Source organism: Leptolyngbya sp. FACHB-321 (assembly GCF_014695975.1).
GTDB lineage: Bacteria > Cyanobacteriota > Cyanobacteriia > Leptolyngbyales > Leptolyngbyaceae > Stenomitos.
In genome coordinates this window covers 312,709-334,222 of record NZ_JACJPI010000064.1, presented here as the reverse complement: position 1 = coordinate 334,222, position 21,514 = coordinate 312,709, and the positions used below count along the sequence as shown (strand labels likewise).

Genomic DNA, 21,514 nt, shown 5'->3' with positions numbered 1-21,514 from the left:
GCAAAAAAGTGCTTCTAGACTAAGCATGAGGGCAAACCAGGCATGAGATTTTGCATTTTCAGCCTATCGGGTTTGCCCCTTTCTTGTCCCAGTTCTTATCCCGAACTCAGGTTAAAGCAGCGTGCATAGCAGGCGCAGTGCCTAGCCACAAAAGTAAGCCGCTAAAACCAAAGCCCCAGGTTTCAAGCGAGGTTAAACTGCGAGGCAGTGAGGCAGGAGCTGATGACTGATTCATTTGTATTTAGAGAAGTAAAGATAAAAATATCGTTTCTATCAATGTTCCCTAACCCCAAAAATGATCCTCATCTGAGACATCTTGCTACAATCACCAGCCTCAGCCCTGCCGCTATTGACTGCTAATGACTCAACGTCACTTGCGATTAATTGCAAGCATTTGGTTTTATCATCCAGTGTCAATAGCTACTTTGCAACAGGTAAAAGATTAACGTGCAAAATCGTGAGCGATTGACTCGAAAGGCTTGTTCAGCAACGTGCAGCAGCATTAGAACTCTGACAATAATTACCCAGCACAGCGGATGTGATGTAGCGATCACTCCAGCAACCTTCTGCGTTGAGGAGAGGTACGATTATGGCTCCGTTGCACTCCATTTAGGCAGCAATGATCACGTTTAAGACATTTCTTAAAACGGCAGCTAAGGTTCTGCTCGTGTTCATGCTCTTAGCAATCTATCTTGTTGCTGGTTTAGCACTACTTGCCGATTTGTTCTCGCCGCTAGGAGTGCTATTTTTAATCACACTCCACGTACTCTATAGCTGGGGCGTCGTTTGGTTCTACGCCTTTTTGAAAGTGCGCGATCGACCCTTGTGGGCATTGTTGCTCATGCCAGTGCTTACCACCATATCAACAATGGGCATTGTCCTCTGGATGATCTTTCAACCAGAAGCAAAAATCAGAAAGCGACTCCAGAAAGCGAAAGCCTGACTAACCGCTTCTCATTTATGAATGCTGCACTGCCTGAGGATCGCTCGTTAGAGATCGGTTATCAGCGTGGAGGGTTAAAGCATGATCACTTCAACAAAAAACCAGACAGCCCTTACGAGTTGTCTGGTTGCTAGAAAGCAATCGTTTCGATCGTGTAAAACGAGGCTGCTTAGTACGTTTCTACGTGCCAACGACCCGCTTTTTTCAGTTCCCGCTGATACTCCTTCCATTCTCTGCCTGCTTTCGTAGCTTCGACTGAGAGAGCAGCGTCAATACCATCTTCCATGCCTTTCAGGCCGCAGATATAGACATGAGTCTTGTCTTCTTGCAGTAGCTTGTAAATTTCTTCAGCGTGTTCTGCCACACGATGCTGGATGTACATTCTGCCGCCTTCAGGGTTTTTCTGCTCGCGGCTGATGGCATAGGTAACACGGAAGTTATCAGGGTATTTTGCCTGAATTTCTTCCAGTTCTTCCCGATACAGCACATTGGGCGTTGTCGCCACACCAAAGACTAACCACGCTAACCCCTTGAACTGGTAATCAGGATTAGCTTCCCGCTCCTTGTCTTTGAACATACGCCACAGGTAAGCACGGAAGGGTGCAATGCCCGTACCAGTCGCCATCATGATGATTTTGGCTTCAGGGTCATCGGGTAACAGCATTTCCTTACCTGTTGGTCCAGTGATTTTGATTTCGTCACCGGGCTTCAGGTTGCAAATATGCGTGGAGCAAACGCCATAAACCATCTCTTTGGTCTCAGGGTTCTGATATTCAAGCTGCCGCACGCAGAGAGACACAGTTTTGTCATCCACGTCGTCACCATGCCGGGTAGACGCGATCGAGTACAGCCGCAGTTTTTCAGGCTTCCCGTTTTTGTCTGTACCAGGAGGAATAATCCCAATACTTTGACCTTCCAGATAACGTAAATCTCCTGCGGAGATATCAAACTTAACGTGCTGGCAAATCCCAATGCCACCTTCTTTAACAAGGGGTTCGTTTGAAACCACCCGTCCGACAAAGGGGCTGTTGGGACGATAGATATTCACGGGAATATCTGTCTTAGCCTTAGCTTGAGTCATAGGCTTCTTGGCTCCTGGTTGGTTACCCTCTCCAGCTTCTACTTTTATCGCAGTTTCTTTCTGTTCTGGGGTAACGTTTCCATTGATTTTAGAATCAGCAGACAAAGGCTGAATACTGACAATCTTGCCACCTAGCCGAGTGATTTGCTGCATCACTTCGTTCATCCGGCTGTAAGGCACATTAATAAATGTGCTGCCGCTTTGACGAATGGAGTAATTGGTGCGATCGGTTTCACTATTCTGCCGCAGCCCTACTACCTCGTATCGATACATACGGCTACCAAAGGCTGTCTTGGCAGTGCCGCCCACCGCGCTCAAATTGTACATTTTGCTTGCTCTCTCAGAACCAAATCTACTTGCCAAATCTAACTTTTTATTGTGCCCCATCTTGGTCGCAGGCGGGGGCGCTTCTGTGAAGTAGCGTTAATCAATGCAACAATCGACGAGGCGATCAGGGCGACCATGTTGCTTCAGTAAACTAGCAGCACTATGATAGCGAACGACCAGCGACCAACCAAGCTTAAGCGAGAGTACTCTGCGATCGTCATCAACGCACCCGCCTTGAGCGAAAAATCAATTCAGACGAAGCCTTGTAGTGATGATCCCGTTTTTGGTAGGATGATAATAGCGGTAGTATTAAATACTTACCCGACTAGCTCAGAGTCTGCTAAGGCTAGATGTAATCTTATTGCTTTTTTGATTACTCTGCATCTGAGTCACGTTGTGTGAGAATTTTATAGTAGGCGATCGACAGCATCCTGCATGAATTATTGCTTTTCAAAAGTAATTTCAAAGGGTGCGATCGTCAGTTTACCGCCAATGCAGCTTAACTCAAGACACAGTTAGTAGAATCTTTTCGCTTAGAGGAAACCTATGACCAGTAAGCCAGACCGCGTGGTTCTGATCGGCGTTGCCGGAGACTCCGGGTGCGGTAAATCCACCTTTCTGCGCCGATTAACCGATCTGTTCGGGGAAGATTTTGTGACAGTAATCTGCCTGGACGACTACCACAGTCTGGACCGGAAGCAGCGCAAAGAAACTGGAATCACCGCACTCGATCCACGAGCCAATAATTTTGACCTGATGTACGAGCAGATCAAAGCGCTCAAGCATGGCGAAACGATTGATAAGCCTATCTACAACCATGAGACAGGCTTGATTGACCCACCCGAAAAGGTGGAACCTAACCACATCATTGTCGTTGAAGGGTTACATCCGCTGTACGACGAGCGCGTACGTGGCTTGCTGGACTTTAGCGTTTACCTTGACATCAGTGACGAAGTTAAGATTGCCTGGAAGATTCAGCGCGATATGTCGGAGCGGGGTCACACCTACGAAGACGTGCTGGCAGCAATCAACTCCCGTCGTCCTGACTTCAAAGCCTATATCGATCCACAAAAAGAGTTTGCGGATGTGGTGATTCAGGTCTTGCCCACTCAACTTATCAAGGACGATACAGAACGCAAGGTATTGCGAGTGCAGATGATCCAGCGCGATGGCGTGGAAGGATTTGAGCCAGCTTATTTGTTCGACGAAGGTTCAACGATCGATTGGGTTCCTTGTGGACGCAAGCTGACCTGCTCCTATCCTGGGATTCGGATGCACTACGGACCAGACGTTTACTACGGGCACAGTGTTTCGGTACTCGAGGTCGATGGGCAGTTCGACAAGCTTGAGGAAGTGGTCTACATTGAGCAACACCTCAGCAAAACCTCTGCCAAGTACGAAGGGGAGCTAACCGAACTGTTGCTGCACCACCGCGAGTATCCTGGCTCTGCCAATGGCACAGGCTTGTTCCAGGTCTTGACAGGTCTTAAAATGCGGGCAACTTATGAGCGTTTGACCGCAACAGAGGCTAAAACCAAGGTTGCAGCGAGAGTCTAGTACTGGCGCGATCATAAAGCGAAAGAAGGGACGTTAAGCCGTCCCTTTTTTGTTGGCTTGATTGGGTGCGATCGTCAAGAGATGGCGATTCAAAGGACAACCCCGTCATTTCCCTTCCCTATCTCATTGCCTGGTCGTCTCACCGTGCCCAATCGGTGCTTCTCCAAAGAATGAAAAAGAGGCAACTGGCGAGTAAGGCACCAAGATTCCATTTGATTGCGTTCTTGAAGAGAGTTTGCTTTTGGGCAGCGCGATTTTCATTGATCTGAGACTGCACTCTAGATCGCGCAGCCGTTAACCGTGACAAGATATCTGCTTTAAGCGCCTGAGGATCTTTAGTTGGATCGATCGGAATGCCTGCTTTGGTGGCTAGTGCTCGAATGTCGCTCGCGCTGCTTTGGCTCAGTTGCCCTTCAACTTTCTTGAACTGGAAGAGTTGCTGTTCTGTTTGTCGGCTCACCTGCTGATCATTCTGAAAGTCCAGACGGGCTGTGCCAAGAACACCCAGCGGGATAACTAGTAGACAGACGATCGCCAGCACTAGACAAAGCCACGACAGCACCTTCAGCAGAATTTTTTCGAGCTGAGTGCGATCATAGTATTCACCAAAAAATACGAGCGTCATGCCCAGCAGCGGTACAATCACGCGCTCAATCAGCGTACCGAGCGTTTGCACCTCCCAAGCAGGATTTGTAAACTTTGGGGGATACAGCACCTGGATGAGATCCATCAGCGCGTAGCCAAGCAGCCCGTAACCAATCCAACGAAAGCGATAGATGGAGCGATTGTCAGTCGTCGATTCAGTCATGAAGCTGCTTTCTCAAATAACACAACGCAGATAGTTTGGCAGTAAATCAGCCTTCGTCATCGTCCTGTAAAAAACACTGAATGTCGATGCTTTGATACTGCCATTAGCGATTGTAGAAACGGCTTTTTAATACATAACGATCTTATTTGGATTGTGAGAAAGGATTCCACTGAAGTCCTCTCTCACAAAGACTTTCAATCTCACAAGTGTTTTAGGACTGCTATATATAGGGTTTTAAAGGGATGGAAAGTTGGGTTGCCACCAACGGTACCAGCCAAACCAGGCATTTTCTAACGTTTTGTAAGCGGTGTCTAACTCAGCAGAGCCAGCGTTTGCAGTTAGCGGTACAGACATCAGCGTCCAGAGACAGCGGCGATCGAGCAGCGGTTGCTGCCCCAAAAGCCAGGGCAAGAGGCGATCGAACGTAAGGTCATGGGTGCGGTGATTTTGCACAAACTGTTGGGCTGTGACTGTACTTTCGCCACGGGGACTAATGCAAGCACTCAGGTAGGCGCGTCCCTGATGCGGTAACACACCATAGAACCCAATACCCGGCTGATATTTCATGACTAGCCGAGCATTATCCTGCCGAATCGGAGTAAAAACGAAGAGAAAACGATTCACATCACCATCGCTCGTCATGTAGCGTAGCGCCATGGTGAGAGACTGTGCATTGCGACGATACGGATACTCACGACTGGCGATCGACCCTGAAATCGGCTCAAGGGGCTTGCTGGGTAACGATTGCCATTGGGTCAACGGAACACTGACAGGCAGGCTGTAAGACGGCTGTGTATTGGTTGCCTTGGGTGTGAGAGCCGCCTTGCCCATGATGTACAAAGCACCGCTGCAAGTTAACACCAGTATTGACAGGCGAAGCGGTTGCCAGAGATTAGCCATTGGAAGAATTGCCTGTATCGGTCACGGATGGCGTTGTACGCAGGAAGGCAAACCAGCAAAAGCTACCAAACAGCCCTACGGCGATCGCCGCGAAAATGAGTGAACCGTCGCCCGTATGCCAGTAATCAAAAGCGTCTTTTTGTGAGAATGCTACCAGCACTGCCATCAAACCCACTCGTGCAGCATTTACTAGAAAACCAATTAAGATCGCCAAGCCGACTGTGAGGCATTGCTGCACACGCGATCGTGGTGCAAAGAGCAAGACAAACAGCACTGAGATATATAGCATCTGCAACATACTCTGAATGCCAGAGCACGCGCCATAGACATCTACCCGACCCGTTGGCAGCAGTAATGATAGCCCCTCGCGACGCACATCAAACCCTGTATACCAGAGCATAAACGTGGCTGCCTGAGCCGTTAACTTGGGCAGATTCAGCAGTTCTAGACCCAGTTCAAGCAGTGGATTGAGCGTTAGCAAGGCAAAAAGGAACAGTTCTTTCCAGTACTGGTAAAGCCCGTGTATGCCAGAGGCAAGTAGCCCTAGCCCCAAGACGGTCATTAGGGGAAACGCTCGCATAAAGGAGCCTGATTCAGGCAAGGTTGAACTGAGCAGCAGCAGCCCTAACAACACGCTACCTCCGATCGCCCCCCCGATCGCGCCACTCTGTAAAACTAGCGCGTGTCGCCGTTCCCATAGCAAAAGACCAACCACCCCCCATAACAGCAGACAGGTCGAAAATAGCTCCTGTGATAAGGCTGGATTACTATTGCGACCCAACAAAGTTAAATGGAGTGCCACCATAGCAGCCCCCGTGCTAACCAGCCAAAAAGCGGTTGTTTGGAGACGATTCAATCGATCCATCATAAGTACCAAACTTGGCTAACTTCTTGGACTAACTTTTTGAGCAAGCAAAAAGAGCTGGACTAACAAACGCTTTAGCCTACAGCAGACTGTAAAGCGGTAAAAGGGTGAATAGGCATAGCTTCAGATGGAACCGAGTGTAAGAAAGAAAGTCTGACGATCGCCGCTCGGTCGACAATTACTGTCAAACAATACCTTCAACGTTAATAAACTGCTCTTAGTGGCTGCTAATTCTAATTAGTGTCTGCTAACGCAGGTATCAAAAGCACTCATTTACAGAAGTTTCATACTCAATCGTCATGTAGTTTTGAAGCATTAGCTGAGTTAAGAATAATCAACGGGACTGAACTAAAGATGCCAGCACAATCTGTTCACTAGCAACTTTAAAGCCTTAATCTCACTTTTTTAGTCTAGTCGTGTCACCAAACACCTAAAAATAAACGGTTCAGAGTTTTATTGTGAGGGAAATTAACGTTGCGAACTTGTTGCCGTCGCGCTTTAAATTCGACCACTAAAATTACCAAAGTAAGCTAAATCCATCGTTCAACTTTAAAGGACTAGCTATATGATAAATAGCGTCGCAACTGTGTCACGTTAGGGATTCCTACCCTTAGGATTAGCCACCTTCAGGATCAGAGCCATGAATGAAGCTGATAGCCCAGATCAACAAATTGAGTCTATGTCAATTGAGCCAACTGAGAGCACTGTGGTAAGCGAGCCGATCCCATCAGTGGTGACACCAGCACCAATTGAAGGATCAGAAGGTTCGACTCAAGACTGGCAAACTGTTGATTTTCCTGGGGCAATGAGCGTCGACGCCCTTCCACATGAAGCAGTAGAAGGATGGCATTTAGAAGGAGAAAGCCCTATAGAACGTCGGGGCAATGCGGTTGCGTCAGGAGTCATCCACTACAGCAGTGCTGAAATTAATCCTGCGGCTACCTACATTGGCACGAGTCCTCTGGAAAGCACTAAAGGTATGGCAACGCTGCCGCTACAGCAGCAAGCCACCCTACGCGATCGACTGACACAAGCAGAGACAGCGTTGGAGCACCTGTCCGACGAAGAACTGGCAGCACGCCATCGATCACAAGCAGTAGGCAACCTCCTAGAGAGCACAGTCAGCAGCAGTCAGGAGCAACCCTTAGACTCAGCACAGGAGAGGCTTCAGCAGCTTTTGCAAGAACTAGAACGATCGCACCAGACCGCTCAGCGGCAGCAAATTTTGGTAGAAACACTCACGGAGCAACTAAGCAGCAGTCAGGAACGGATTGCCCAGCTAGAGCGTGATTGCGCCCTGACTCAGCAGCGCCACAACGAGCAAGTTCAACAAGTGCTGCAAGCGGAGAACACCTGTCGCGACCTACGGCTGCGGCTGCATCGCCAACAGCAACAAACCCTTCAATTTAAAGCGGCGTTAGAAAAAAGCCTTGAAATGCCTGCTGTTTACGGGCATCCAGCCATAACGGACATTGCCCCGGCTGGTCATGCAACTGTACCAGATGCCTCTGCACTATTGCCTAAAAATTCACCAGTCAAGCCCTGGTCACTGGCAAAGACTTTACAGGACACAACAGACGCTGCTGATCGACCCGATCGGCTATTCAAACTCTTGAATACTGACGCTTCGGCACCAGGACAGGATGGTGCAGAGGCAAAACTGACAACACCGTTCAGCGGACAGTCTGAGCATGAGTCAATAGCTGCGTCTTCTGATTTGCGATCGCCGCTAGACTCTGAAGATCCGCAGTTCGTCAACCATTTGATGCAGCTAATCTTTCCCATTGCTAAGACGCAGCCATTAGACCTACCAACTGCTTTGCTTCAGCCAGCACCACATTTTGACCTTGATCCCTTCTCAGAGGCAAGTCTAGAGGCAGCAGAATGTATTGATGCTGACTCGTTGCCCCCGTTGGAAGCCCCTGGTTCAATGCTATTTGGTTTACCCGATCGCCCTTTAGAGCAACAGCAACCTGACGTTAGCTCATTCAGCCTAAGCACGATCGCCAACACCTCACTATCCCCCTTGCCCGATAGCAGTGCCACTGATCCCCTCTGGGATAACCTGGCAACACTTATCGATCTACCACTGCAAACCGATCTACCACTGCGAACCGAAGATTCCGATCCGGTTACTACAAACGTCGATCGTCCGCTCGAATCAGTTGATTCCGCTCAAATGAGCCTTGCTTCGGGTAGCACAAATCTGGTGCCGATAGACAAGCAGCCATCACCAAGCGTACCGACCAGCACAACAGCTATTCCACCCATCTTTGCTACAGATGCATCACCGTTGGAAGATGCAGCCGATACAGCAGCCTCGCAGACGGCTTGGACATGGCGCGATCGACTGGTCAATGCTGGGAAGATAGCGCGATCGAGTGATACCGAAACAGTGGCTCAGGCTGATACCAACGTAACGCTAGATGTTGCTGATCAAGCTGACCAAGTGGTGATGCCACAGCCAGCACAGACTGTTAGCCGTTCCACAGTGGCATCCCCATCGTTTGCAGTACTACCCTCGCCGATCGTGTATCCCCTCCGCCCAGCCAAGAAGCTAGCGTCGCTGGCGGCTGTGGATTTGCCCATGTTTCCTAAACGGTAAAAAGATGACAGGAGTTAGTGAAAAAGCATAATTGGGGAGCGGTCATGGCAGCATCACGCTCCAGTTGAGCCAATAGGTATAGCTGAAGGCTGAAGGATTAAGTAGCACCTTTACTAGAAGCCGAACTGGGAACTCCAACGGCCCTAACTCTGTCTTCAATTGCCATAGCAGATAAACGTCACCCGATCGGCGCATGAGCTTGTTCTTCTGAGGCTTCTGTGGCTCTCGACTGCACCATCTGGGGTCGCCCAACACCATCTGTCCACGTATAGCTTTGAGCTAACAGCCACAGCCACAAGCCTGGAAACTTCGGTTCCAACCAGGGCTGTACTTGGCGTAGAAGTGCTGGAAACCAGCTACGCACCAAACTGCTGATAAAAGCGGTAATGGTGAAGTCGAGGTAGCTGCCTAGCCAGCGACCAAAGTCTAACGCTCCTGCCATGCCCCAGATCCATAGCAACAGCTTCGGATTCTTCCAAGCAGCCGTGAGCGCCATGCGGTTAAATGTGAACCAGTCAACCCGATCTTTAATAAATGCTTCGGCGATCGCAGGGGGCTGCTCTCCCAAAATGCCAAAGAACGTGTTGAGCATGGCGTTTACCCTCTCAGGCGGCAGGTTGCGCCCTGTGGGCACCATCATGCCTCTAGAAAAAAGCCAGGTGACAGCCACATTACTCTGATAGGCACGGATTTGATTAAGGTGTTTGGCATTTAGTAAATCGTGCTTCAGAGCAGTGTCAAGCAAAAGCGTCAACCGGGGTAAGTTTCGCACCAGTGACCCAAAACCGGTAAAGATAAGCGGTGATTGCAAAGATGCCGCATCGCCTAAGGCGATCAGGCGATCGACCGCTACCGCACGATCGCTCCGTCCCGTTGTAAAGTGCCCTGGAATATAGCCAAAGGTAGGTTTCTTCCAAACCAGTTTGTCCACATCGCAGCGGCGATACTCCGGCAAGATTGTGAAAAAGTCTTCGTACATCTCTAGCAGTGAGCCAGGATTATCAGGATGCACCCGATGGTAGTGAAACAGATAAAACGTTAGCTCTTCGCCATCGGCTGGGAACAGTTCCCAGATCAACTGCCGCCCCCGCGAAATGTCACCATGACTGTTGAGCACATCGCCGTAACAAGACTCCCACACACCTGGTTCAAAGCCGCTGGCAATGACTGCTCCAACGGTCGGACAAACGCTATCAAATGCCCGTCCGCCATTTAGTTGCCATGCGATCGGCGATGCCGTACCCATTGCATCTACCAACAGCCGACCACTGACCGATCGCACCTCGCCCGTTGGTAAGTGCTTGGCTTGCACCGTTACCTGAGCGCGATCGACCTCAGCACGGCAAAATTCGGTTTCATCCCAAATCTCGCCGCCATAGCTTCGTAGTTTTTCGCCACAGGTTCGCAGCAGCTTTTCAGCATCTAACCCTACGTTCAGCACCGTTGGCGTATGGAGCACAGGCGCTTTTGCTGCCGATGGGTTGTTGGCATCAAAAAACTTGTGAAAGCCGTCCACATATTCTCTAGCAATGACACTCTCAAACTCACTGGGCGTGAATAAACCTAAGTCGATCAGGCTTTGAAACTCACTGCGCGAAATGTTCCATTCTCGGTTCATCTTGCCAAAAGGCAACCGCTCCAGCAGCAGCACTCGGTAGCCCAACTTTGCCATCACTGCCGCGTGGATTACACCCAGCGCACCACCAATGTAGATCAGGTCGTAAGAGGATGAGGGGTATAGCTTGCTTCCGCCTTGCAGCGGGGTGTGAGGTGAGGGGGCACAGATTAAGCTTTGATCTCCTCTCTCCTCGCCTCTAAACACTACCTGTTTGGGCTGCTGCGGATTTTGCACGCCTTCGCGCCAGCGCTGCTCCCACCAGTAGACGCGAGTCAGGTCATACTCGCCGTTAGGCATCTTTTGAAAATATTTGACAGTAAGAGGATATTGCTCTGCCAACGCAGCGAAAATGGTTTGACAAGACAGGTCGATCGCAGGCGGTTGGGGATACTGATTGGGAAAGCGATCGCGCAACGCTTGCGTCAGTTGCGTTAGCAAAGACTTTTCTTGAGGCGCTGGCTGCTCTGTCCAGCGAAAGACCTTTAGATAAGTCGTTCGTTGTAGTGACCAGACAAAAATTGCTAGTTCAGCCGCTACTGGCTGAGTTACAACCTGTATTTCTGGAGTGCGTGTAACCTGATGTGTAGCCTGAGAGAACAACAGACGCACGCCACTAGGAGTAATGGCTTTGACTCCTGATTTAGGCTCAAAGCTCCGCTGTAGCCAGACTTTAACAGCCTCTACATCTGGGGTAGGGACTTCAATGTAAAGAACTTCCTTCATTTAGGGGAGCCAAGCTTCAATGAACTACTAAAAAAGACAGGTTAAACACTGGTAAAAGTGCGCTAAACTTCAGTTCACATCAATGACTTAAGAAACTTTACAAGTTTCTCATAAATCATTCAGGGTTCCTGCATCAATCGCTTTACTCAACCTGCCATGAACTATCCTATTCCAGCAAACACCCCAGAAGTTGGTACTTTTCGACAGAAGTTTGTTGATGAAGAGTTGATTGCTACTGCGATCGTAGGGGTCGTTGATGTGGCACGTTCTAAGGGGCAGTCGTTAGAAGACCTGATAACAGAGGTTTTAGCAGATGATGCGTTGCTTGATTATCAGCAGCGGCATCGGTTGAGCGAGATTATTGCTGTCGCCTGGGAAAGCCTGGTCTAATGAAGGAGTTACTTGTAAGCAACTGCAAGGAATTGCCATAAAAGACACTCCTTGTGGTTCTTCTAAGTTCAAAAGCTATTAGCAGTCGATGCGTCTGTTTTTTAGCGTCACAATCATTGTTGTGACCGTTTGCCGATAATTCAGACATTTCAGACTTTAGCTCGGTAGACTGAGAGGAGTGTTCGCTACCTGCAAAAATGTTTAGCTGTATCTTGCAACCCTCATGCATGAGCTAAGTCAGAGGATCCTCCGTCTCTGGCGTGAGCATGTTGAAACGCGAATGCTAACGTTGCTAACGACGGTTCGTGTGATCAGTTTACTGATTGCTCTGTTTGCTCTATGGGGCTTTTATGAGATTGCGGCAACGGTCTTTGGGCAGCAAACACAGTCGATCGACATTCGTCTCTTACTGGCGCTCCAGCAATGGCACACGCCCTTTTTAGACCAGGTGATGGGTGTGCTGACCAACATTGGCAGTGTCTCTGTACTGCTAGCGGCAAGTTTGCTTATAGCAACAGTCTTACTTTGCCGTAAGCGACAGACAGAAACAGTAATGCTGGCGATCGCGACGATCGGCGCGTTTGGTCTAAACGCTCTACTCAAACTTCTGTTTGCACATGCTCGTCCAGCCTTTTGGCAGCAAACCATTGAAGTGAACATCTCCAGTTTCCCCAGCGGTCATGCCATGATGTCTCTTGTGGTTTTTGGCATCATTGGCTATTTGCTGGCAGCCCAAGTACCGCGCTGGAGAGCCACGATCGCGACTATTACGGTTTTGCTCGTCGGCGCGGTCGGCTTTAGTCGGCTTTACTTTGGCACGCATTGGCTCACAGATTTAGTGGCTGGCTATGTGGCTGGCACCGTTTGGCTCGTTGCTTGCATCCTCAGCCTCAAAAGCTGGAAACGCCGCTATCGATCGCGTCCTCAAACCAACAAGCGTCCTTTACCCTCCATATCTAGTCGGAAGTAGGAATCAAGCCGGAAGTAGGACGAAGCCAAAAGGCTGAAGGTAGCGCTCAACACTCGTCACTCAAAACTTAAAACTCAAAACTTTCTATGCCTCCTGCTGTTTCACTGCAAAATGTCTACAAAACGTTTGACAAAGCCCCTGTTGTCAACGATCTTTCCTTTGAGCTACAAGCAGGTGAGATGTTTGGCTTGCTTGGACCAAATGGTGCCGGTAAATCGACCACCATTCGGATGCTGACAACGCTGACAAAACCCTCAGAAGGGCAGATTCAAGTGGCAGGCTACGATGTGGTACGCCAACGATCGCAGGTCAAGCAGCAAATTGGCGTTGTCCTCCAGCAGATCAGCGTGGATAGTGATTTGTCTGTTTGGGAGAACATGGAATTTCATGGGCGGCTGCACCATATTCCCAAGCCGCAGCGACAGAAGGACATCGATCGCTGGCTGGAGTATGTAGAATTGAGCGATCGTCGTGATGACCTTGCCAAAACGCTCTCTGGTGGCATGAAGCGCCGTTTGCAAATTGCCCGCGCGCTCCTGCACCAACCCGATATTTTGTTTCTTGATGAACCCACTGTTGGTCTCGATCCTCAAACCCGTCGCCGTCTTTGGGAAATTATCCGCGACTTGAACAAGCAAGGCATGACAATTCTACTCACCACTCACTACATGGATGAGGTGGAATACTTGTGCGATCGCATTGGCATCATGGATGCGGGCAAACTAATTGAACTGGGCACCCTGCAAGACTTCCGACAAAAGCATGGCGAAGGGCTGGTCATGAAGCAAACCAACGATCGCTGGGACTACAAATTCTTTCCCACTGTGGATGAAGCTAATGTCTACCTTGACCAGCAACCCGACAAAACTGGCATGATGGTAAGACCGTCCAATCTGGAAGACATCTTTGTCGAACTGACAGGGCGGAATCTGGATTGAAGGCGCAGCAAGGAGAGCAGAGGAAGCAACGGGTGCAAAACCAGCGTTTTAAGTTGTGTAAGCTTTACTCCTCCTAGAAAAATCTTCTGAACCACGCTTCTATCGCTCTAGTTGCTCCTCGCGTAACCGTCCTCCGCGCCCCCTACCACCTCCGCTTCCCCTGCTCTTTTGCCTTTTACCTTCTGCCATGCCTCGCCTTGCTAGCAAAATCGAAGCCATCTTGTACTTGAAAGCGCAACCATTGACTGTGACAGAAATTGCCGAATTTGCTGCGTGCGATCGCGAGACAGCCGAGGAAGGCTTGATGGAACTCATGGCAGACTATGCCCATCGCGAAGGTGCGCTCGAAGTTGCCGAAACGCCTAACGGATATACTTTACAGCTACGCGAAACGTATCATCACCTTGTCCAGACCTTAGTGCCTGCGGATTTAGGAGTTGGTGCTCTACGAACCCTAGCGGCGATCGCCCTTCGAGGTCCCATTTCGCAAACGGAGTTGGTCGAACTGCGTGGTTCTGGCGCGTATCAGCACGTCCCGGAACTCGTCGAGCTTGGCTTCGTCCGTAAACGCAGGCAATCGGATGGTCGCTCTTATTGGCTACAGGTGACAAACAAGTTTCATCAATACTTTCAAATGCATCAACTGCCACAGGAGTTTGACCAACACGTGAAAGCAAAACCCTGACAAGTGAGCACACGACATCAGGTGCCCACTTATCTCAACCCGTAATTCTTCTGAGGTACGATCGCTGATGTCATCACCTCACCATAAGTGTACGGGTTGCAGTTAAGGCGAGAAGTGTCAAAATAGTTTGAAACGGATACCTACCTAGCACATGGTCTTTAACCCTAACAGCGCGAATTTTCTCGGTGCCGACGTTGAAGAAAACGAGTCAAACGAACTGCTGAATTACCTTCAGCATCAGCCCCCTGAAATACTCGCTCAGGTGGCGAAGCTAGTGACCCTAGACGTAAAGCAAATTATTTCGCATAACGTGCAGGGGCTCGTGGGAATGTTGCCATCCGAAGCGTTTAATGTCAAAATCACGACCGATCGCGACAATTTGGCTGGTCTATTAGCCTCTGCTATGATGACAGGCTACTTCCTCCGCCAGATGGAGCAGCGCATGGAGATGGAAGATTTGCTTGCAGGCTCTTTGTCGATTCCATCAGAAAAGCCCGATTGCCCTTAGTGTCTCATTTATTTTCTGCCGCCCTACCTCAAACTCATTCCAGCCGCTTACAAACCCCTCATAGCGGCTACCACTGGGATGGCAGCGATCGTCGCTTTTTTGAAGGTTGGTACTACCGCGTCACGCTACCTGATAGTGGACAGACGTTTGCGTTTATGTACTCGATCGAAGATGCGATCGGCGGCAAACCCCATAGCGGTGGAGCCGCTCAAATCCTTGGTCCCAACGATGAATACCTCTGCCGCACCTTTCCTAACGTGCACACGTTTTGGGCATGGAAGCACACACTCGGACTGGGACATTGGGGCAAGGTGAGAGGCGCTAGCGGTCAGCAGTCAGCAGTTAGCGGTCAGCAGCTCGATACTCAAAATTTTCCCTTTTCCCCTACGTCCCCATCCCCACCCGTTCCGGGAAGCAAGCTACACCCCCTCACGCCTCACTATCTCCCGCCAGAACAGTTCACTCAACAGATACAGGAAGGCTACCAGGCAACGGCGACCTGGCATCAGGGCAGTTTGCAGGAGCCATCAGGAGCTTCGGCGCAGTGGGAGTATCGCATTCAGCCAGTTTATGGGTGGGGCAATGCAGCCGGTCAGCAGCAATCAACAGCGGGCTGGCTCTCGTCTCTGCAAATCTTTGAACCAGGTTGGCAGATACTTATGGCGCATGGGTTGGCAACAGGCTGGATGGAGTGGAATGGCGATCGCTACGAGTTTGAGAACGCCCCAGCCTACAGCGAAAAAAATTGGGGTGGGGCCTTTCCGCAAAAGTGGTTTTGGCTTAACTGCAACAGCTTTGAAGGGGAGCCTGACTTAGCGTTGACAGCAGGAGGCGGTCGTCGAGGCGTGCTGTGGTGGATGGAATCGGTAGCAATGATTGGGTTGCACTATCGCGGCACGTTTTACGAGTTTGTCCCCTGGAATGCTCAGGTGCATTGGGAGATTCAGCCCTGGGGCAACTGGCGGATGTGGGCAGAAAATAGCCAGTTTACGGTGGAGCTAACGGGTACGACCGATCTTCCTGGTACGCCGTTACGTGCTCCCACAGCCGATGGCTTAGTATTTGCCTGCCGAGACACAATGCTAGGACAGATTACCCTGAAGTTGATTGATCGCCAATGCCATACCACACTACTGGAAGCTTACAGCGATCGTGGCGGACTAGAAACAGGCGGCGCACCCTGGGATGGTGTTTGGAAAAGCGCTGCTTAAGAAACGAAAAATCTCACAATCCAACTGAATCGAGTCACCTTAGTTAGCCATCGTTTAGCTTAGGGAACAATGCTATAGAAAATACTGTAGACCGACAAATTTCTTAAAAGGAGGCATTTCGGAGGGCTACGCAAATTAGTTACATTCATCCTCATCATTGCTACTTCTGTTCTTTAGCTATCGTATCCTGCATATGCAATTCCCAATAGGCATCTCAATGTAAAGCTTGATCTAAATAATGCTTATGTTGTCGTAAATCCCGCTGTTGCTACTCTCCCCAAACAATTTTCAAAGTTCTTTCAGAAGTCTTCTCAGTTTCTAAAAAGTGTTTCTTAAGTACGCCAGATAAGGGGATCAATGAGATCAGTTGTAACTTCCTCAAAAGTAGCGTTGAAGCAGGAACAGTAGTCACTGCATGTTACACAGCAGATGCATTAGCTACCTCCGTTCTTCCACCTGTTGTGACCCTAGCACCAGTTTGCAACTATTTGAATTTTGCTAAAGCTGGTCAAAAAGCAGCCAATGTAATTGTTCATTAAATACTGGGAGCAACTATGACAGACAATTTTCCTCAAACTGTACAGAGTGTAAAAAATACTCTTGATGGCTTCACAAATGAGACAATCAATGTCGCCACTGTTGAAGCAAAAAGCACGCTTAACAAGCTACTGCATGTGATGGGAAATTCGGGGCAAACGCTCAACAATTTAGCAAGCAACTTGAATCAGCCTGTCAGTGGTCTAAACGAAGCCACAACAAAGCTCAACACCTCTATGCTAGAAGCAACGGATGGAGCAGTTAATATAATCACTGAGACAACTCATCAAGCAGCAAGTGCAGTTAAAGAAACGGCTGCTCAGGCAACAGGTACACTGAATGGTGCAACCAACATTGTTGTTCATAAATTAAATAATGCTACAAGTTCTATTACTCAAACGGCAGAAAAGACAAAGCTTGCATTGGATGAAACATTGCAAAAAACAGAGCAACTAAGTGGGGCAATTTCTAACAGCGTTCAAGATGTTGTTGCTACTTCAGTAAAAATGTGGATGGCACAACATCCAATTGTATCCTGGGTTATGGCTCACCCTGTATGGACGATTGCCTTAGTTCTGCTTCTACTTTTCCTTTGCTGGGGTTTGCTTGCAGCAATAGCTCAATTCACTCAACAAGTTTGGTTGTTTATTTTACAAGCACCACTAAAGTTAACTCAGTCATTAGCGAAAGGTACATTTCAATCGCTTAAGCGTTTCGAGATTCTCCAGCCAGCTAAGTCGGAAGGTCAAGGAAATGTTCAGCAGCGGCTACACGAAATACTAAATCACTTAGAGTTATTGCGCCAGGAACAAGAGGTATTAATGAAAGAGATGCATTCGATTTTAAGTTCTAAGAGTTGAAGGCAGACCATCATAGAAGCTTTGAGTGGTTATGCCACAAAGTTTAATGTCATATTTCCCGCTCAGATCCTTGAAGGTGATGAAGAATGGCGGCGGCGCAGTAGTTCGACCAGGGTTGAAAAAGTGGCGGGGATAGGCGCGATCGCGATGACGGGCATCCCTGTTACGGGATGTTCCAACTGCAGCCGCCAGGCATGAAGTGCCTGCCCTGCCAGCTTCACACCGACCGATTTCCCTGCACCATAGACCATATCACCCACGATCGGATAGCCCATTTTGGCACTATGCACTCGAATTTGGTGAGTGCGTCCGGTTTCGAGCGCAAACTGCATCAAGGTGTAGTTTCCCAGCCGTTCCCTGACCTGCCAATGCGTGACGGCACGGCGACCACCTTTTTCTTCGGGGATTATTGCCATCTTTTTACGATCGATTAAATGGCGACCAATCGGCAAATCGATCGTGCCACTCTCGGCAGCAGGCGCACCATGAATCACTGCCAGATAGTCTCGTCGTGCCGTCTTTGCTTTGAGTTGCGCTTGCAAATGTTGATGTGCCTGGTCAGTCTTCGCAACGACGATCGCGCCACTCGTATCTTTATCCAACCGATGCACAATGCCGGGACGCTGCACGCCACCAATGCCCGCCAAATGGTCACAATGTGCTAGCAACGCATTCACCAATGTACCGCCTTCATGCCCTGGAGCCGGATGCACGACCAATCCCACTGGTTTATTGATAATCAGCAAATGATCATCTTCGTAAAGAATGTCCAGAGGAATGTCTTCTGCCTGAAGGTCGAGCGGTTGGGCATCGGGAATGGTGATCTGGAGGCGATCTCCTACCTGCACCGTCAATTTCTTAGAGGTACAAACCTGCCCATTCACCGCTACTTGCCCTTGTTCGATGAGCTTTTGGGCATGCGAGCGCGAGATGTCTGGCAATGCTTCCGAAAGGTAGCGATCGAGGCGCTGAGATGACTTCTCCTCAGGAGCACCGTCTGAAGTTTCAACCTGTAATGCAATGTGTGAGGACAATTTCTAACCCTTGCTCAAGAAACTCAATGATGTCTGACCTGCTAGCAATACAGCAGCCAAATTGCTTCGAAAATTGTTGCTGTCGCTTGTTTACTTAACCCTAGCGCATCAGCTAACAACCCCAAAAACTGTCCGTGTTAGACTTCAAGCAACATGACTCACCGGAGCCAGGTAATTGTGATGACGGCAAAACATCCTGAAACGTCTATTCCTAGCACTCAGCTTTACGATCGCGATTTCTACCTCTGGCTCCAGGAAACCGCACAACTGCTGCGGAACGGTGAGTTTGACAGGCTTGATATAGAAAATCTGGTCGAAGAAATCGAGAGCATGGGCAGGAGCGACAAACATGCCATTGAAAGCAACCTTGAAGTTGTTTTAATGCATCTGCTGAAATACAAATACCAGCCCGAACGGCGCTCTAACAGTTGGCGTTTCACGTTACTAGAACATCGTAATCGTCTTTTCAAAGCATTTAGAGGTAGCCCTAGTCTCAGAGGCTATTACAATCAAGCCTTCACTGAAAGTTATCAGCAAGCGCGAAGATTGGCAGCGGCTGAAACAGGGCTAGTGATCGCCACCTTTCCCATCGACTCACCCTTCACGCCTGAACAGACGCTTGATGAGGATTATTTGCCAGAGTAAGGTTTGGGTGCGATCGATACAGGACGGCAACTAGAAAGAATGTCATGTAAGTTGACGACTGAGCCGATGACCGCGATCGCGGGTGCCTCAAATTTTGCGTCTTCTACCTGCTGCAAGATCGTTCCTAGTGTACCGATAAGTTCTTCTTGTTCCGGTCGTGTCCCCCAACGCACTAGCGCAACAGGTGTAGTGATAGCCAGTCCTGCAAGCTGAAGCTGTTCGGTAATGTATGGCAGATTGTGGATACCCATGTACACGACGATCGTTTCTGAGCCGTGGGCGATCGCCTGCCAATTCACCGCCGGACGATACTTCCCCGCGCCCTCATGACCCGTAACAAAGGTCACTGATGAGCTATACGATCGATGCGTCAGTGGAATACCTGCATAGGCAGTTGCCGCAAGACCTGATGTAATACCTGGCACCACCTCAACCGCAATCCCTGCGTTTATTAAGTCTTCCATTTCCTCACCGCCGCGACCAAACATAAACGGATCCCCACCCTTTAACCGCACGACGATCGCTGCCGTTTGTGCCTTCTCAATCAATAGTGGTGTAATCTCTTCTTGCTTCAGCGAGTGCATTCCCCGCCGCTTGCCCGCATTAATCTGCTCTGCCCGTGGATTAATCATCGCCAATACTGGCGGGCTGACTAACGCATCGTAAACCACGACATCAGCGCACTCTAGCAGTGTCTTACCTTTTAGCGTCATCAACCCCGGATCACCAGGACCCGCGCCGACTAAATAGACTTTGCCTGTGTGTTGCATGGAGGAGAGGGAAGGGGAGTAAGGAGTAAGGGGATAGGGAAGCAGGGGAGGCAAGGGGGCGGGGGAGCAGGGAAGTTTTGAGTTTTGAATTTGATATCTGGCTACTGGCTCCTGACTTTTTGCCTTTTACCTTTTGCCTTCTCCTTCATCCTGAGCCAAATCCACAAGCAAATCTGTTAATTCTGAACTTGCAGCAAGGGGTGGCGCGAGGTGGAGTTTAAGGGTCGGAAATTGCTGGGAGAGCATTGCAACAGCTTGGGCGATCGCGTCGGTAATGCCACCAGCAAAGAGGAAGTACGGCAAAATTCCGATCTGGCGGATGCCAAGCTGGGAAAGTTCTTGCAAACGAGATTCCAGGCTCGGCGGCACAGACCAGTACGCAGTTAAGGTGCCCAAACGTTCCGCAAGATCTTCTACAGGCTGGTTGCTATTGGGGCGACGGCTACCGTGCGCCAGCACGATCCATGCCTCAACGGGCTGCTTTGCCATGCATTCTGTCACCAGACGATGCAAGCCTGGATGAGAACCGATCGCGGGACGGAGATCAAGCTCGATCGCGTCTCCTAAAGCCTGTTGTGCCAACGCCATTTCTTGTGGAATATCGTCCATCACATGGACACCAGGCAGCAAAAAGAGCGGCAGGATTGCAATTTTGCATGGCTTCGCGCTACCGTTGCTTGCCGTGGTAGCTGACTTCACTCTGTCACTAAACTGCTCGATTTGTTGATGCAACGGCAGTGGGTGACACTCTAAAAAAGCGGTGCCGACTAACGGCGGCTCGCATTCAATCGTTGCCGTGGCGTGTAGCGGTGCGGTGGTGAAATCAGATTGATCGTTGGCGATCGCGCCTTCGCTACCAGTGGCTAAAGAATGCAAACCAGCGTAGGGAATTTTCTGGACAAAGCGTTCGGCAAGTGCGTCCATTGCAGCTTGGGGACGTGGATCGCGGCTACCGTGAGAGAGGAGCAGATAAGCAGAGGGATAAGACACGATGCAGAGTGCGCTAGTTTTTCAAATGCTACTCAGATTCTATCGTTAGCGATAGGCGTGCTTTAGCCGCAAAGCTAGAAGGATCGTTCAGGCATCAGCTTGACGATCGTGCAAAGATGCTTTCAGTGTTGCCATACGAGCGTCGAACTCTGCTTCTGAAAGGCGCTGCACATTTTTCCCTGGTTCAAAACAGTAGGCGAGGTATTCCATATCGCGCTCAAGTTTGCCCGTTGTGAGATTGGCAAGCAGCACATCCATCCCACCACTGCGGGTTGCAATGACTTTAACAAGGCGATCGTCGATCGCAAAATACCAGGGGAAATCCGTAGCTTGGCTCATATCGTTTTCTTGCTAGCTTTAATCAGCATGATGAGCAATTGTGCAGCTTTGATCTTACAGAAACAGGGACTGAAAGCTCAAATGATCAATTGCTCGATGACTCCCTGCATGTCAGTCAATTAATGCTATTGGATGTGGTCGAATTTGAACGTTTCAGCCACACTAAGAAAACGATCGTCAGTGGAGCTTGGGTACTCTGTGACAGTAAAA

Annotated in this window: 20 protein-coding genes; 11 read left to right on the top strand and 9 right to left on the bottom strand. The window is 49.5% G+C overall.

Going from position 1 to position 21,514, the window contains the following annotated elements; translation table 11 throughout:
- The first annotated feature begins 673 nt into the window (after window positions 1-673).
- The gene (locus H6F76_RS30015) at window positions 674-943 is read left to right on the top strand and encodes a hypothetical protein (protein ID WP_206754391.1); all 270 of its coding nucleotides are present in this window, start codon (window positions 674-676) and stop codon (window positions 941-943) included.
- A 169-nt stretch (window positions 944-1,112) separates the two neighbouring features.
- On the opposite strand, the gene petH is transcribed toward H6F76_RS30015, so the two are convergent.
- Window positions 1,113-2,351: a ferredoxin--NADP reductase gene (gene petH / locus H6F76_RS17085; RefSeq protein ID WP_190449602.1), complete on the bottom strand. Its 1,239-nt coding sequence runs from the start codon at window positions 2,349-2,351 to the stop codon at window positions 1,113-1,115.
- Window positions 2,352-2,897: 546 nt separating this feature from the next.
- On the opposite strand from petH, the gene H6F76_RS17080 reads away from it, so the two are divergent.
- On the top strand, window positions 2,898-3,908 hold the full coding sequence (locus H6F76_RS17080) for a phosphoribulokinase (RefSeq protein WP_190449600.1): 1,011 nt from the start codon (window positions 2,898-2,900) through the stop codon (window positions 3,906-3,908).
- Between the two features lie 139 nt (window positions 3,909-4,047).
- Here the strand turns inward: H6F76_RS17080 and H6F76_RS17075 are convergent, their stop codons facing one another.
- The 3 genes from H6F76_RS17075 to crtA form a co-directional block, all read right to left on the bottom strand.
- Complete coding sequence (locus H6F76_RS17075; RefSeq protein ID WP_190510051.1) at window positions 4,048-4,716, bottom strand: HpsJ family protein; 669 nt, start codon at window positions 4,714-4,716, stop codon at window positions 4,048-4,050.
- A 234-nt stretch (window positions 4,717-4,950) separates the two neighbouring features.
- Window positions 4,951-5,616 carry a cyanoexosortase A system-associated protein gene (locus H6F76_RS17070; RefSeq protein ID WP_190510049.1) on the bottom strand — a complete coding sequence of 222 codons (666 nt, stop codon included), beginning with the start codon at window positions 5,614-5,616 and terminating at the stop codon, window positions 4,951-4,953.
- Window positions 5,609-6,484 carry a cyanoexosortase A gene (gene crtA / locus H6F76_RS17065; protein WP_199322159.1) on the bottom strand — a complete coding sequence of 292 codons (876 nt, stop codon included), beginning with the start codon at window positions 6,482-6,484 and terminating at the stop codon, window positions 5,609-5,611. Before crtA ends, H6F76_RS17070 begins: the two co-directional genes overlap by 8 nt.
- A 637-nt stretch (window positions 6,485-7,121) precedes the next feature.
- On the opposite strand from crtA, the gene H6F76_RS17060 reads away from it, so the two are divergent.
- The gene (locus H6F76_RS17060) at window positions 7,122-9,086 is read left to right on the top strand and encodes a hypothetical protein (RefSeq protein ID WP_190510047.1); all 1,965 of its coding nucleotides are present in this window, start codon (window positions 7,122-7,124) and stop codon (window positions 9,084-9,086) included.
- Between the two features lie 178 nt (window positions 9,087-9,264).
- On the opposite strand, the gene H6F76_RS17055 is transcribed toward H6F76_RS17060, so the two are convergent.
- A complete protein-coding gene (locus H6F76_RS17055) occupies window positions 9,265-11,427 on the bottom strand; it encodes a flavin-dependent dehydrogenase (protein ID WP_190510045.1) in 2,163 nt (720 codons plus the stop codon).
- Window positions 11,428-11,583: 156 nt separating this feature from the next.
- On the opposite strand from H6F76_RS17055, the gene H6F76_RS17050 reads away from it, so the two are divergent.
- The 7 genes from H6F76_RS17050 to H6F76_RS17020 all read left to right on the top strand — a co-directional run bounded on the left by H6F76_RS17050 (window position 11,584) and on the right by H6F76_RS17020 (window position 17,526).
- Window positions 11,584-11,817, top strand: coding sequence for a hypothetical protein (locus H6F76_RS17050; RefSeq protein ID WP_190449590.1), 234 nt, complete (start codon window positions 11,584-11,586; stop codon window positions 11,815-11,817).
- A 280-nt stretch (window positions 11,818-12,097) separates the two neighbouring features.
- On the top strand, window positions 12,098-12,787 hold the full coding sequence (locus H6F76_RS17045; RefSeq protein WP_199322158.1) for a phosphatase PAP2 family protein: 690 nt from the start codon (window positions 12,098-12,100) through the stop codon (window positions 12,785-12,787).
- Window positions 12,788-12,873: 86 nt separating this feature from the next.
- A complete protein-coding gene (gene ccmA, locus H6F76_RS17040; RefSeq protein WP_190510041.1) occupies window positions 12,874-13,725 on the top strand; it encodes a heme ABC exporter ATP-binding protein CcmA in 852 nt (283 codons plus the stop codon).
- A gap of 187 nt (window positions 13,726-13,912) precedes the next feature.
- Window positions 13,913-14,410 (top strand): SMC-Scp complex subunit ScpB, encoded by a 498-nt coding sequence (gene scpB, locus H6F76_RS17035; RefSeq protein WP_190510039.1) that lies wholly within the window; start codon window positions 13,913-13,915, stop codon window positions 14,408-14,410.
- Between the two features lie 151 nt (window positions 14,411-14,561).
- Window positions 14,562-14,918, top strand: a complete 357-nt coding sequence (locus tag H6F76_RS17030) for a DUF760 domain-containing protein (protein WP_190449583.1) — start codon at window positions 14,562-14,564, stop codon at window positions 14,916-14,918.
- Complete coding sequence (locus tag H6F76_RS17025) at window positions 14,918-16,129, top strand: tocopherol cyclase family protein (protein ID WP_190510037.1); 1,212 nt, start codon at window positions 14,918-14,920, stop codon at window positions 16,127-16,129. Before H6F76_RS17030 ends, H6F76_RS17025 begins: the two co-directional genes overlap by 1 nt.
- 554 nt (window positions 16,130-16,683) lie before the next feature.
- Window positions 16,684-17,526 (top strand): hypothetical protein, encoded by an 843-nt coding sequence (locus H6F76_RS17020; protein WP_190510035.1) that lies wholly within the window; start codon window positions 16,684-16,686, stop codon window positions 17,524-17,526.
- Between the two features lie 62 nt (window positions 17,527-17,588).
- Here the strand turns inward: H6F76_RS17020 and H6F76_RS17015 are convergent, their stop codons facing one another.
- The gene (locus tag H6F76_RS17015) at window positions 17,589-18,560 is read right to left on the bottom strand and encodes an RluA family pseudouridine synthase (protein ID WP_199322156.1); all 972 of its coding nucleotides are present in this window, start codon (window positions 18,558-18,560) and stop codon (window positions 17,589-17,591) included.
- A gap of 153 nt (window positions 18,561-18,713) precedes the next feature.
- Here H6F76_RS17015 and H6F76_RS17010 point away from each other — a divergent pair, with 153 nt between their 5' ends.
- Complete coding sequence (locus tag H6F76_RS17010; RefSeq protein WP_242036701.1) at window positions 18,714-19,205, top strand: DUF29 domain-containing protein; 492 nt, start codon at window positions 18,714-18,716, stop codon at window positions 19,203-19,205.
- Here the strand turns inward: H6F76_RS17010 and cobA are convergent.
- The 3 genes from cobA to H6F76_RS16995 form a co-directional block, all read right to left on the bottom strand.
- Window positions 19,190-19,975: a uroporphyrinogen-III C-methyltransferase gene (cobA, locus tag H6F76_RS17005; RefSeq protein WP_190510082.1), complete on the bottom strand. Its 786-nt coding sequence runs from the start codon at window positions 19,973-19,975 to the stop codon at window positions 19,190-19,192. The genes H6F76_RS17010 and cobA overlap by 16 nt on opposite strands.
- Window positions 19,976-20,101: 126 nt before the next feature.
- A complete protein-coding gene (locus tag H6F76_RS17000; protein WP_190510080.1) occupies window positions 20,102-20,899 on the bottom strand; it encodes a sirohydrochlorin chelatase in 798 nt (265 codons plus the stop codon).
- Window positions 20,900-21,052: 153 nt separating this feature from the next.
- Window positions 21,053-21,304, bottom strand: a complete 252-nt coding sequence (locus H6F76_RS16995) for a hypothetical protein (RefSeq protein ID WP_190510034.1) — start codon at window positions 21,302-21,304, stop codon at window positions 21,053-21,055.
- Window positions 21,305-21,514 lie beyond the last annotated feature (210 nt).

Bases quoted from the DNA above. Each gene is read 5' to 3' on its own strand.
- H6F76_RS30015 (WP_206754391.1), top strand. From the start codon at position 674: ATGCTCTTAGCAATCTATCTTGTTGCTGGTTTAGCACTACTTGCCGAT.
- H6F76_RS17055 (WP_190510045.1), bottom strand. From the start codon at position 11,427: ATGAAGGAAGTTCTTTACATTGAAGTCCCTACCCCAGATGTAGAGGCT.
- H6F76_RS17000 (WP_190510080.1), bottom strand. From the start codon at position 20,899: ATGGACGCACTTGCCGAACGCTTTGTCCAGAAAATTCCCTACGCTGGT.
- H6F76_RS16995 (WP_190510034.1), bottom strand. From the start codon at position 21,304: ATGAGCCAAGCTACGGATTTCCCCTGGTATTTTGCGATCGACGATCGC.
- crtA (WP_199322159.1), bottom strand. From the start codon at position 6,484: ATGATGGATCGATTGAATCGTCTCCAAACAACCGCTTTTTGGCTGGTT.
- H6F76_RS17080 (WP_190449600.1), top strand. From the start codon at position 2,898: ATGACCAGTAAGCCAGACCGCGTGGTTCTGATCGGCGTTGCCGGAGAC.
- ccmA (WP_190510041.1), top strand. From the start codon at position 12,874: ATGCCTCCTGCTGTTTCACTGCAAAATGTCTACAAAACGTTTGACAAA.
- H6F76_RS17010 (WP_242036701.1), top strand. From the start codon at position 18,714: ATGACTCACCGGAGCCAGGTAATTGTGATGACGGCAAAACATCCTGAA.
- H6F76_RS17075 (WP_190510051.1), bottom strand. From the start codon at position 4,716: ATGACTGAATCGACGACTGACAATCGCTCCATCTATCGCTTTCGTTGG.
- petH (WP_190449602.1), bottom strand. From the start codon at position 2,351: ATGTACAATTTGAGCGCGGTGGGCGGCACTGCCAAGACAGCCTTTGGT.
- H6F76_RS17030 (WP_190449583.1), top strand. From the start codon at position 14,562: ATGGTCTTTAACCCTAACAGCGCGAATTTTCTCGGTGCCGACGTTGAA.
- H6F76_RS17020 (WP_190510035.1), top strand. From the start codon at position 16,684: ATGACAGACAATTTTCCTCAAACTGTACAGAGTGTAAAAAATACTCTT.
- H6F76_RS17070 (WP_190510049.1), bottom strand. From the start codon at position 5,616: ATGGCTAATCTCTGGCAACCGCTTCGCCTGTCAATACTGGTGTTAACT.
- cobA (WP_190510082.1), bottom strand. From the start codon at position 19,975: ATGCAACACACAGGCAAAGTCTATTTAGTCGGCGCGGGTCCTGGTGAT.
- H6F76_RS17045 (WP_199322158.1), top strand. From the start codon at position 12,098: ATGCTAACGTTGCTAACGACGGTTCGTGTGATCAGTTTACTGATTGCT.
- H6F76_RS17050 (WP_190449590.1), top strand. From the start codon at position 11,584: ATGAACTATCCTATTCCAGCAAACACCCCAGAAGTTGGTACTTTTCGA.
- scpB (WP_190510039.1), top strand. From the start codon at position 13,913: ATGCCTCGCCTTGCTAGCAAAATCGAAGCCATCTTGTACTTGAAAGCG.
- H6F76_RS17060 (WP_190510047.1), top strand. From the start codon at position 7,122: ATGAATGAAGCTGATAGCCCAGATCAACAAATTGAGTCTATGTCAATT.